This is a genomic window from Falsiroseomonas oryziterrae (assembly GCF_021864505.1).
In the GTDB taxonomy this organism is placed as follows: Bacteria; Pseudomonadota; Alphaproteobacteria; order Acetobacterales; family Acetobacteraceae; genus Falsiroseomonas; species Falsiroseomonas oryziterrae.
Genome location: NZ_JAKJIB010000115.1, coordinates 1 through 10,907, shown reverse-complemented (window position 1 = coordinate 10,907; position 10,907 = coordinate 1). Strand labels below are relative to the sequence as shown.

The window sequence follows — 10,907 nt, the reverse complement described above, 5'->3', positions numbered from 1 at the left end:
GCCGGCCGACAAGATCGCGGCGGTGCGCGAGGAGGCCGAGCGCGCGCCGACCGCCATGGTGGGCGACGGCGTGAACGATGCGCCGGCGCTCGCCGCCGCCGATGTCGGCATCGCGATGGGCGCGCATGGCACCGCCGCCGCCGCGGAAGCCGGCGACGTCGTGCTGCTGGTGGACCGCGTGGACCGCGTGGCGGAGGCGCTGGCCATCGCGCGGCGCGCGCGGCGCATCGCGCTGCAGGCGATCTGGCTCGGCATGGGCCTGTCGGGCCTCGCCATGGTGGTCGCCGCCGCCGGCTACCTCACGCCGCTCGCCGGCGCGCTGGTGCAGGAGGCGATCGACGTCTTCGCCATCCTCTACGCGCTGACGGCGCTGCGCCCGGGCGCCGCCGAGGCCGGGCCCATGGCGCTGCCGCCCGAGGCGGGGCTGGCCGAGCGCCATGCGGAGCATGCCGGGCTGCGCCAGCTGGCGGATGCGCTGCGCGAGGGGGCGGAGGCGATCGGACCGTCGCCCGGCTTGCTGCCCGCGCTCGACGGCATCGAGCGGCGCCTGCGGGCCGAGTTGCTGCCGCATCAGCGCGAGGAGGAGCGCGCGCTCTACCCGGAGGCGGCGCTGCGTCTCGGCGGTATCGATCCGATGGCGTCGCTGCTGCGCATGCATGCCGAGATCGAGACGCTCGCCGAGCGGATCGGCGTGCTGCTGCGCCTGGCGCGCGACGGCGGCGACTGGGACTCGGTCGGGCCGGAACTGCGGCGCGCGCTGTTCGGGCTCGAGGCGCTGCTGCGGCTGCACCTGGCGGCGGAGGAGGAGATCCTGGCCAGCCTGTCGGCCGAGGCGCCTCGCTGACCGCGGCGCGTGCCCAACGAAAAAGGGCCAGCGCCGCGGCGCTGGCCCCCTTCGTCCGGCGAGCCGCCGAGCCTAGCTCGGGATCGTCGCGTCGATGCCCTGGTAGAAGTAGTTCATCGCGCGGATCTGGTCGTCGGTCAGGCGCCCGCCCTGCGGGATCACCACCGTGCCGTCCTGGCGGGTGATCGGGCCGTCGAACGGGTGGAGGCGGCCGGAGGCGATGGCGTCGCGGATCCGCTCCGCCTCGCTGACTTCCTCCGGCGTCATGTTCGTCCAGGGCGCCATGCGGAACATGCCGGAGCCGAGGCCGCCCCAGGTGTCGGTCGGGCGCCAGGTGCCGTCGATCACCGCCCGCGCGCGCTCCGCGTAGTAGTCGCCCCAGTTGTTGACCGAGGAGGTCAGGTGGGCGCGCGGCGCGAAGCGCGTCATGTCGGAAGCCTGGCCGAAGCCGAAGATGCCGCGCTGCTCCGCCAGCTGCAGCGGCGCCGGGCCGTCGGTGTGGCTGCACAGCACGTCACAGCCCTGGTCGATCAGGGCCCGCGCCGCATCGGCCTCGCGTGCCGGGTTCGACCAGGCGTTCACCCAGACCACGCGCACGCGCATGGAGGGATCGACGCTCCAGGCGCCGCGCATCACGGTGTTGATGGCGTGGATCACCTCCGGCACCGGGAAGGTGGCGACGTAGCCGATCGTCTTGCTGCGCGACTTGCGGGCGGCGATGACGCCCTGGATGTAGCGGCCTTCGTAGAAGCGCGCGTTGTAGATCGCCATGTTGGGCAGCGTCGTTGGGCCGGTGGCGTTCTCGAAGAACACCTGCGGGTGCTGCGGCGCGAGGCGCTGGGTGGGGGCGAAGTAGGAGAAGCTGGTGGTGAAGATCAGCCGGTGACCGGTGCGCACCAGCTGGGTCACCACGCGGTCGAAGTCGGGCGGCGCGACCGACTCGACGGTGGTCGCGTTGACGCGGTCGCCCAGCACCTCCGCCATGCGGCGGCGGCCCTGGTCGTGCATGTGCGACCAGCCGAAGTCGCCGACGGGGCCGATCAGGACGACGCCGACGTTGAGGCGCTGCTGCGCCTCGGCGCTGGTGCCGAGCGCGGCGGCGCCGGCAAGCGCGCCGGCGGTGCCGAGCAGGTGGCGGCGGGTCAGGGTCATGCGCGGGGCTCCTGTTGCGGCCGTATGGGCCTGTGGGCGGTTGATTAAGCGATTTTCATGCCGCGGGCCAAGCCTTCAGCGGTCCGGGACGAAGGGGGTGCCGAGATTGGCCGGCCCCGCCGTGCCGCCGCGGCGCAGCCGCATGATCGCGACCAGCACGACGATGGTGATCAGGTAGGGCAGGGCGGACATCAGCTGCGGCGGCACCCGGAAGCCGGCCCCCTGCGCATGCAGCTGCAGGATGGTGATGCCGCCGAAGAGATAGGCACCGAGCGCCGCCCGCCAGGGCAGCCAGGAGGCGAAGACGACGATGGCGAGCGCGATCCAGCCGCGGCCGGCCGTCATGCCGCTGGTCCAGAAGGGCGTCAGCACCAGGGACAGGTATGCGCCCGCGAGCCCCGCGCAGGCGCCGCCGAACAGGATCGCCAGGAAGCGGATGCGCAGGACCGGGTAGCCCAGCGCATGCGCGCTCGCCGCGCTCTCGCCGCAGGCGCGCAGGATCAGTCCGGCCTTGGTGCGCGTCAGGAACCAGGCCACGCCCGCGGTCAGTGCGAAGGAGGCGTAGACGAAGGGGTCCTGCCCGAACAGCACCGGCCCGAGGAAGGGGATATCGGACAGCAGCGGGATCTCCAGCTTGCCGATGCCCTCGCGCTGCGCGCCGACATGCGCCGCGCCGACGACGCCCGACAGGCCGATGCCGAAGATGGTCAGCGCGAGCCCCGCCGCGACCTGGTTGGCGGCGAGGCCGAGCGTCAGCGCAGCGAAGAGCGCGGCCATCGCCATCCCCGCCAGCACCGCGGCCAGGACGCCGGCTGCCCCCGACCCGGTCGCGATCGCGGCGACGATGCCGCAGGCCGCGCCCATGATCATCATCCCCTCGACGCCGAGGTTCAGCACGCCGGATTTCTCCACCACAAGCTCGCCGATCGCCGCGATCAGCAGCGGCGTGGAGGCGGTGATGACCGTCAGCAGGATCGCCTCTAGCAGCGTCATGATACGGCTGCCCTCAGACGCCGGGCGCGCGCATCCGCGCGCGTCGTGCGGACAGCACGCCTGGGGCGTGACGCTTCGCGGCGCGTGCCGCGGGCCGCATTCGCGGCCTCGGCCTGCTGCGCAGGCCGCCTGTCGCGCAAGGCCCTCACGCCGCCGCACTCCGCACCAGCCGCGGCCGGTAGAGCAGCAGCGTGTCGCAGGCCAGCACGTAGAACAGCAGCAGCCCCTGGAAGACGCGCGTGACGTCGAGCGGCATGCGCAGCATGATCTGCGCGTTCTCGCCGCCGATGAAGGTGATCGCCAGGAAGACGCCGGCGATGAGGCACCCGACCGGATTCAGCCGGCCGAGGAAGGCGACGATGATCGCGGTGAAGCCGTAGCCGGGCGAGATGCCGGGCTGCAGCATGCGCACCGTGCCCGCCGCTTCCAGGATGCCCGCCAAGCCGGCGAGCGCGCCGGAGATGGCGAAGACCGTCCAGGTCAGGCGCCGCTCGTCGAAGCCGGCGAAGCGCGCGGCCCGCGGCGCCTCGCCCACCAGCCGGATCTCGAAGCCCTTCAGCGTGCGGCCGACCAGCACCGCGACGATCGCCACCACCAGCAGCGCGATCGGCGTGCCGAGGTTGAGCCGCCCGCCCTCCAGCAGCAGCGGCACCACGGCCTCCGGCTCGAAGGTCACGGTGACCGGCATGTTGAAGCCCTGCGGGTCGCGCCAGGGCCCGCGCACCAGCCAGTCCAGCAGCAGCTCCGCCACATAGACGAGCATCAGCGAGGTCAGGATCTCGTTCGCGCCGAAGCGCGTCTTGAGCACCGCGGGGATGAGCGCGAACAGCGCGCCGCCGATCGCGCCGACGACGAGCATCGACGGCAGCAGCCAGGGCCCCTGCGGCGCGCCATGGGTTGCCAGCGCCAGCCAGCCGCCCGCCATGGCGCCGACCAGGAACTGCCCCTCCGCGCCGATGTTCCAGTTGTTCGAACGGTAGCAGAGCGCGAGACCGACCGAGATCAGCACCAGCGGCGTCGCCTTCACCGCGACTTCCTGCAGCCCCCAGGAATCCGACAGCGGCGCGACGAAGTAGACATGCAGAGCCGCCCAGGGATCCTGGCCCATGGCGAGGAAGATCACCGCTGCCGAGACGAGCGTCAGCGCCACCGCGATGAGCGGCGAGGCGATGGTCATCGCGAGCGGCGTCTCTGCCCGCTTCTCGAGGATGAGGCGCATCAGGCGGGCTCCCGCTCGCGTGCGGCGGCGCCCGGCGCGGCATCATCGGCCGGAAAGCCCGACCCGCCCATCAGCAGCCCGAGCGCCTCGCGCGTCAGGCCTTGCACCGGCATGGCCTGCGACAGCCGCCCGTGGAAGATCACCGCTATGCGGTCGGCGATCTCGAGCAGCTCGTCGAGGTCCTGGCTGATCACCAGCACCGCGGCGCCCTCCTTCGCCAGATCGACCAGCGCCTGGCGGATCAGCTGCGCGGCCCCCGCATCCACGCCCCAGGTCGGCTGCGCGACCACCAGCACCGCAGGCTTGCGCAGGATCTCGCGGCCCACGACGAATTTCTGCAGGTTGCCGCCGGACAGCGCCCGCGCCTCCGGGTCGCGCGGACCCTTGCGCACGTCGAAGGCCTTGGTGACGGCGTCCACCCAGCCGAGCATCCGCCCGCGCTCCACGAAGCCGCCCCGCACGAAGCCGTTCGCCGCATGGCCCGATACCAGCGCGTTCTCCGACAGCGAGAAGCGCGGCGCGGCCGCGTGGCCCAGCCGTTCCTCCGGCACGAAGGCGGCGCCGCGGCGGCGGCGGGCGTTGATGTCCTCGCGGCCCACCGCCGTGCCGTCCAGCGCGACCGATTCGGCGCGCGGCGCCAAGCGTTCGCCCGACAGCGCGGCGAACAGCTCGTCCTGCCCGTTCCCCGCGACGCCGGCGATGCCGAGGATCTCGCCGCGATGGAGGGTCAGCGAGATGTCCTTCAGCGCGACGCCATGCGCCTCCGCCGGCGGCATGGACAGCGCGGAGACGGACAGCCGCACCGGCCCGGTCGGCTCGGCGGCGTCGTGGCGCACGCTGCCGACCTCGGTGCCGACCATCATGCGGGCAAGGCTCGCCGCACTTTCCTGCCGCGGGTCGCAGCGCGCCACCACCTTGCCGCCGCGCAGGATGGTCGCGGCCTCGCAGATGCGCCGCACCTCCTCGAGCTTGTGCGAGATGTAGAGCACCGCACGCCCCTCGGCGCGGATCTTCCCGAGTGTCGCGAACAACCCCTCGGCTTCCTGCGGGGTCAGGACGGAGGTCGGCTCGTCTAGGATCAGCAGTTGCGGGTCCTGCATCAGGCAGCGCACGATCTCGATCCGCTGCCGCTCGCCGACCGAAAGCTGCCAGACCTCGCGCCGCGGCTCGAGCGGCAGGCCGTAGGCACGACTGACCTCGGCCAGCCGCGCGGCGATGCGGGGCAGGGGCTCCTCGCCATCCAGCGCGAGCGCCACGTTCTCCGCCACCGTCATCGCCTCGAACAGCGAGAAGTGCTGGAAGACCATGCCGATGCCGGCGCGGCGCGCATCGCGCGGACCGTTCAGCACCAGCTTCTCGCCACGCCACAGGATGCGCCCCTCATCGGGCTGCAGCAGCCCGTAGAGCATCTTCACGAGCGTGGACTTGCCGGCGCCGTTCTCGCCGAGCAGCGCATGCACCTCGCCGGCCGCGACCGTCAGGTCGACATGGTCGTTGGCGACCAGCGAGCCGAAGCGCTTCACGATCTGCTGGGCTTCGATGAGGGGGGGCATGCGGCGGCGAGGGATCCCGGTTGGGGTTGGCCGTGCACGGTGGCCGGCCCCATGGCCGGTCCCTGTGTCTCCCCGGCGGCCTCTGATCGGGCCGCCCTCTCCCCCGCGCGGCACATAGCGATCCGCATGGGGCTTGGGAAGCGGGCCCGGGGCGCGGCCCCCGGGCGCCAGGCTTGGGCCGCGCCCCGGATGGGTGCAGAAAGGGGCATGCTGGCGCGCACAAAGGCCTGGGCGGGAACCCTCACGCGGGACGTGCACGCCGTCTGGCTGGCCGCACGGCATCCCGGCACGCCCTGGTACGCCAAGGCCGCGGCGCTCGCGGTCGCGGCCTATGCGCTGTCGCCGATCGACCTGATCCCCGATTTCGTCCCGGTGCTCGGCTACCTCGACGACCTGGTGATCGTCCCGCTCGGCATCCTGCTGGTGCGGCGCCTCGTCCCGCCCGCGATCCTCGCCGAGTGCCGGGCCGAGGCGGAGGAGGCCGCGCGGCAGCCGCGCAGCGGCCTGGGCGCCGCGCTGGTCGTCGCGCTGTGGGTGTCGGCGGCGGCGCTGTTGCTCTGGTGGCTCTGGCCCAGCGCGGCGCCTTGATCCGTCAGAAGAGCAGGTTCGGCAGCCAGGTGGCGAGGGCGGGGAAGGCCATGACCGTGCCGATGGCGAGGAGCTGCAGCAGCACGAAGGGCACGACGCCGCGGTAGATGTCGCCCGTTCCCACCCATTTCTGCGCGACACCGCCGAGGTAGAAGAGGGAGAAGCCGAAGGGCGGCGTCAGGAAGCTCGTCTGCAGGTTGAGCGCGATCAGCACCGCCAGCCAGATCGGGTCGATGCCCATGGCCAGCAGCACCGGCCCGACGATCGGCACGACGATGATGGTGATCTCCACGAAATCGAGGAAGAAGCCCATCACGAAGATCACCGCCATCACCGCGAGCAGGGCCCCCCATTGCCCGCCGGGGATTGCGGAGAGCAGCTCCTTCACCGTCTCCTCCCCGCCCAGGCCGCGGAACACCAGGCTGAACAGCGTGGCGGCGATCAGGGTCGCGAAGATCATCGCGGTGATGGTCATGGTGGTGTGCGACACGGCGGCGAGCACGCCGGCGGCGTGGCAGCGCCACAGCGCGACGACCACGCCGTAGCCGAGGCCGAGGCAGAGGACAGCCGCCGCGACCAGCGCGGCCTGGTCCGCCGGCGGCGGGTCCGCGCGGCCGAGGCGGAGGTCGAAGAACATCCCGAGCAGCACCACGCCGACCGCGCAGAGCGCGCCGAGATGGATCGGCCAGGGCCGCCCCTTCTGGCGCAGCCCGGCCAGCATGGTGGCGCCGATGGCGCCGACCGCCGCCGCCTCGGTCGGCGTCGCGATGCCGCCGAGGATCGAGCCGAGCACGGCGACGATGAGCACGATCGGCGGCACCAGCGCATCCAGCAGCTCGCGCGTCGAGATGCGCGCCGCCTCCTCCTTCGGGATCGCCGGGGCGAGCTCGGGCCGCAGGAAGGCGATGACGAGCTGGTAGAGGATGTAGAACCCGACCAGCATCAGCCCCGGGATCATCGACCCGGCGAAGAGCTGCCCGACCGAGACCGTCTCGACGGAGAACTTCCCCTGCGCGAGCTGCGCCTGCTGGTAGGCGGCCGCGATCACCTCGCCCAGGATGACCATCACGGTCGAGGGCGGGATGATCTGGCCGAGCGTGCCGGCGGCGCAGATGGTGCCGCAGGCGAAGGGCTTGTCGTAGCCGCGGCGCAGCATCGCCGGCAGCGCCATCAGCCCCATCGTCACCACCGTCGCACCCACGATGCCGGTGGAGGCCGCGAGCAGGGCGCCGACCACCGAGACGCTGATCGCCAGCCCGCCGCGCACCGTGCCGAACAGCCGGCCCATCGCCTCGAGCAGCTCCTCCGCGATGCGCGAGCGCTCGAGCATGATGCCCATGAAGACGAAGAGCGGGATCGCCACCAGCGTCTCGGTCGTCATGGTACCGAAGATGCGCTGGGCGAGGGCGGCGAGGAGGAAGCTGTCGAACACGCCAAAGGCGATGCCGAGCCCGCCGAAGACGATGGCGCAGCCGGTCAGCAGGAACACGACCGGTATGCCGGTCAGGATCAGCAGGCAGAGCGAGCCGAACATGAGCAGGTCGAGCACCTGCCCGATGGCGGAGGTGGTCATCCCTGATCGCCTTGGTCTGAGCCTGCCTCCGGCTCGGACCGGAGACCGGGGACGGACCGGCTACGGCCCGCGGCGTATGCCATCATGCGCTGCCCGTATGCGCGCGATGGGGGAAATGCGTCGCCGCCGCGCCGGCCAGCACGGCGACGCAGCGGATGGCGATCGAGACGGCCTGCAGCCCGAGCAGGATCGCCATCAGCGGGATGAGCGATTTCAGCGCCGGCACCAGCGGCACGCCGCCATAGGCCATCGGCCCCTCGCCCTGCCGCCAGGACGCGGCGGCATAGCCCCAGGACGCCCAGACCACCAGCGCGCAGAACGGCAGCACCGCGATCAGGATCGCCGCGAGGTCCACCGCCGCCTTCCGGCGCATGGTCCAGCGGGCATAGAGCACGTCCACCCGCACGTGCTGGTCAACCAAGTAGGTGTAGCCGATCGCCAGCATGAAGAGGGTGGCGTGGAGGTAGATCACGCTCTCCTGCATCCAGACGAAGGAGGATGCGAAGGCGTAGCGCAGCACCACCACGACGAACTGCGCCAGCACCACGGCCAGCGCGAGCCACATGACGCCGCGGGCGAGCACGCGGCTCGCGGCGTCATGGGCGTCGGCGATCCGGAGGAGGAGTTGCAGCCCTCAGCCCCAGCGGATCGGCAGCGCGCGCGCCTGGAAGTTGGCGCCGTAGGACATCATCATGTAGCCCTGGCTGCGGTTGCGGAACTCCGTGTAGCTGTCCGCCACGCGCTTCACCATCGCGTCGGAGGAGCCGCGGTACTCCGCCAGGATCTCGCCCGCCGAGTTGCCGAGCGCGATCAGCACGTCGCGCGGCACCTCGCGCGGGATCACGCCGTGGCGCGAGACGAGCTCGGCCAGCGCGCGCGGGTGGTTCGCGTCGTATTCCGTGGTGATCTCCTCCGCCACGCTCTGGCAGGCGAAGCGCACCGAGGCCTTCAGGTCGTCCGGCAGGGCGTTCCAGCGGCCGAGGTTGATGCCGATCTCCTCCGCGCTCGACGGCTCCTGCACGCCCGGCCAGTAGTAGTTCTTCGTCACCTGGTGCAGCCCGAGCGGCGCGTCGCTGAACGGCCCGAGGAACTCGGCCGCGTCGATCGTGCCGGACTGCAGCGCGGCGAAGATCTGCCCCGCCGGCAGCGTGACGACGGATGCGCCGGCGCGGCGGAACATCTCGCCGCCGAGGCCGGCGGTGCGGAAGCGCAGGCCGCGGAAATCCTCGATCGAGCGGATCTCGCGGCGGAACCAGCCGAACCATTGCGGCCCGCTGTCGCCGGTGTTGAAGGGCTTCACGCCGAAGCGCGCATAGACCTCGTCGTACAGCGCCTGCCCGCCGCCATGCATCATCCAGGCCTGCCGCTCATAGACGGTCATGCCGTAGGGGAAGCTGCCGAAGAAGCCGATCGCCGGCGACTTCGCGATCCAGAAGCTCGGCACGCCGTGATAGAGGTCCGCCGTGCCCGCCGCGACTGCGTCGAAGGCGCCCGGCGCCGGCACCACCTCGCCGGCGGCGAAGAGGCGGACGGTGATGCGCCCGCCGGTCACCGCGCCGATGCGGTCCGCGACGCGCTGCGCCGCCACGCCCGGGCCGGGCAGGTTGCGCGGCCACAGCGTGACCATGCGCCACTCGATGCGCCCCTGCGACAGCGCCGGCGTCGCCAGCGAAGCCGAGGCAAGCCCGCCGACCGCGGCGCCCTTGATCAACCCACGACGGTCCATGCGACCTGATCCTTCCTCTGTGACCGCAACGGTCTCGCGCCAAACTCCCGCAACCTCCCGGCCGGCGCAAGCGGCTGTCGCGGCCTCTTTCACCGCGCGGGGGGCAGGGGCTGCCCGGAACGGCGGCAGCCGCAGGGTGCCGCCGCACCGGATGCCCGCCCCGGGGCGGGCGGCGTTCCGCGCGCAGCCTCCCCCCTGGACGCCGCGCGGAACACGCGTCACATCCTCCGCAACGACATCAGGGAGGAGCATCCATGACCCTTGCCATCCGCAGGCGCGCCGCGCTCGGCCTCGGCGCTGCCCTTGCCCTGCCGGGCCTCGCGCAGGCCCAGGTGGTCCAGCGCAACGCGCGCGTCGTGATCGGCTTTCCGGCCGGCGGCTCCTCCGACGTCGTGGCCCGGCTCTACGCGGAACGGCTGCGCGGAATCTACGCGCCGAACCTGATCGTGGACGGGCGCGTCGGCGCCGCCGGCCGGATCGCCGTGGAGCATGTCCGCGACGCCGATCGGGACGGCACCGTCTACCTGCAGACGCCGGCCTCCATGCTGACGCTGCAGCCGCATGTCTTCCCGCGCGAGGTGCGCTACGATGCGCTGACCGACCTGATCCCGGTCAGCACCGTCTGCACCTTCCCCTTCACGCTGGCGGTGCCGGCGAGCCACCCGGCGCGGACCTTCGACCAGCTCGTCGCCTGGCTGCGCGCGCAAACAGGCGAGATCCCCTTCGCCTCGCCCGCCGCGGGCTCGGCGCCGCACTTCCTCGGCGTCATGCTGGCGAATGCGCTGCGGGTGCGGATGACCCATGTGCCCTATCGCGGCGCCGTGCCGGCCGTGCAGGACCTCGTCGGCGGGCGGCTGCCGGTCTTCGTCGGCGTGCTCGGCGACGTCTCGCCGCAGCACGGGCAGGGCGCGCGCATGCTCGCCGTCACCTCGGAGGCGCGCAATCCGCGCTTCCCGGACGTGCCGACCTTCCGCGAGCTCGGGCACCCGGACCTCTCCAAGGACGAGTGGTTCGGCGCGTTGCTGCCGGCCGGCACGCCGGCTCCCATCGTCCAGGGCCTGCACGCGGCGATCACCCAGGTCGCGCGCCAGCCCGAGATGATGGCGGCGCTCGAGCGCCTGGAATTCAGCGCCGGTACCTCGGCGAGCCCGCAGGCTTTCGCCGACCGGATCCGGCGCGAGCGCGACGAGTGGGGCCCGGTGGTGCGCGCCAGCGGCTTCCAGCCGGAGAACTGACCGGGTCGGCTGGACGACCGGGGC

General features: G+C 72.4%; 10 protein-coding genes. 3 read left to right on the top strand and 7 right to left on the bottom strand.

Annotation, left to right across the window (positions count from 1 at the left end):
* The coding region (locus L2I40_RS11360; RefSeq protein ID WP_237215071.1) for a heavy metal translocating P-type ATPase at positions 1-844 on the top strand (844 nt) is incomplete at its 5' end.
* 72 nt (positions 845-916) lie between these two features.
* On the opposite strand, the gene L2I40_RS11355 is transcribed toward L2I40_RS11360, so the two are convergent.
* The 4 genes from L2I40_RS11355 to L2I40_RS11340 form a co-directional block, all read right to left on the bottom strand.
* Positions 917-1,996, bottom strand: a complete 1,080-nt coding sequence (locus L2I40_RS11355) for a BMP family ABC transporter substrate-binding protein (RefSeq protein WP_237215070.1) — start codon at positions 1,994-1,996, stop codon at positions 917-919.
* Between the two features lie 75 nt (positions 1,997-2,071).
* Complete coding sequence (locus tag L2I40_RS11350) at positions 2,072-2,989, bottom strand: ABC transporter permease (protein WP_237215069.1); 918 nt, start codon at positions 2,987-2,989, stop codon at positions 2,072-2,074.
* Between the two features lie 145 nt (positions 2,990-3,134).
* Complete coding sequence (locus L2I40_RS11345) at positions 3,135-4,208, bottom strand: ABC transporter permease (protein ID WP_237215068.1); 1,074 nt, start codon at positions 4,206-4,208, stop codon at positions 3,135-3,137.
* Positions 4,208-5,761: an ABC transporter ATP-binding protein gene (locus tag L2I40_RS11340; protein ID WP_237215067.1), complete on the bottom strand. Its 1,554-nt coding sequence runs from the start codon at positions 5,759-5,761 to the stop codon at positions 4,208-4,210. The genes L2I40_RS11345 and L2I40_RS11340 overlap by 1 nt, the downstream gene beginning before the upstream one ends.
* Before the next feature lie 207 nt (positions 5,762-5,968).
* Between L2I40_RS11340 and L2I40_RS11335 the strand changes: the two genes are divergently transcribed.
* The gene (locus tag L2I40_RS11335; RefSeq protein WP_237215066.1) at positions 5,969-6,349 is read left to right on the top strand and encodes a YkvA family protein; all 381 of its coding nucleotides are present in this window, start codon (positions 5,969-5,971) and stop codon (positions 6,347-6,349) included.
* Positions 6,350-6,353: 4 nt separating this feature from the next.
* Here the strand turns inward: L2I40_RS11335 and L2I40_RS11330 are convergent, their stop codons facing one another.
* The 3 genes from L2I40_RS11330 to L2I40_RS11320 all read right to left on the bottom strand — a co-directional run bounded on the left by L2I40_RS11330 (position 6,354) and on the right by L2I40_RS11320 (position 9,648).
* Complete coding sequence (locus L2I40_RS11330) at positions 6,354-7,922, bottom strand: TRAP transporter large permease (protein ID WP_237215065.1); 1,569 nt, start codon at positions 7,920-7,922, stop codon at positions 6,354-6,356.
* A gap of 82 nt (positions 7,923-8,004) precedes the next feature.
* A complete protein-coding gene (locus L2I40_RS11325) occupies positions 8,005-8,505 on the bottom strand; it encodes a TRAP transporter small permease subunit (RefSeq protein WP_237215064.1) in 501 nt (166 codons plus the stop codon).
* Positions 8,506-8,556: 51 nt separating this feature from the next.
* Positions 8,557-9,648, bottom strand: coding sequence for a TRAP transporter substrate-binding protein (locus L2I40_RS11320; RefSeq protein ID WP_237215063.1), 1,092 nt, complete (start codon positions 9,646-9,648; stop codon positions 8,557-8,559).
* A 254-nt stretch (positions 9,649-9,902) separates the two neighbouring features.
* Here L2I40_RS11320 and L2I40_RS11315 point away from each other — a divergent pair, with 254 nt between their 5' ends.
* Positions 9,903-10,883, top strand: coding sequence for a tripartite tricarboxylate transporter substrate-binding protein (locus tag L2I40_RS11315; protein WP_237215062.1), 981 nt, complete (start codon positions 9,903-9,905; stop codon positions 10,881-10,883).
* Positions 10,884-10,907 lie beyond the last annotated feature (24 nt).

Excerpts from the sequence above, each read along its gene's own strand:
- L2I40_RS11355 (WP_237215070.1), bottom strand. The coding sequence starts at position 1,996 with ATGACCCTGACCCGCCGCCACCTGCTCGGCACCGCCGGCGCGCTTGCC.
- L2I40_RS11350 (WP_237215069.1), bottom strand. The coding sequence starts at position 2,989 with ATGACGCTGCTAGAGGCGATCCTGCTGACGGTCATCACCGCCTCCACG.
- L2I40_RS11345 (WP_237215068.1), bottom strand. The coding sequence starts at position 4,208 with ATGCGCCTCATCCTCGAGAAGCGGGCAGAGACGCCGCTCGCGATGACC.
- L2I40_RS11340 (WP_237215067.1), bottom strand. The coding sequence starts at position 5,761 with ATGCCCCCCCTCATCGAAGCCCAGCAGATCGTGAAGCGCTTCGGCTCG.
- L2I40_RS11335 (WP_237215066.1), top strand. The coding sequence starts at position 5,969 with ATGCTGGCGCGCACAAAGGCCTGGGCGGGAACCCTCACGCGGGACGTG.
- L2I40_RS11330 (WP_237215065.1), bottom strand. The coding sequence starts at position 7,922 with ATGACCACCTCCGCCATCGGGCAGGTGCTCGACCTGCTCATGTTCGGC.
- L2I40_RS11320 (WP_237215063.1), bottom strand. The coding sequence starts at position 9,648 with ATGGACCGTCGTGGGTTGATCAAGGGCGCCGCGGTCGGCGGGCTTGCC.
- L2I40_RS11315 (WP_237215062.1), top strand. The coding sequence starts at position 9,903 with ATGACCCTTGCCATCCGCAGGCGCGCCGCGCTCGGCCTCGGCGCTGCC.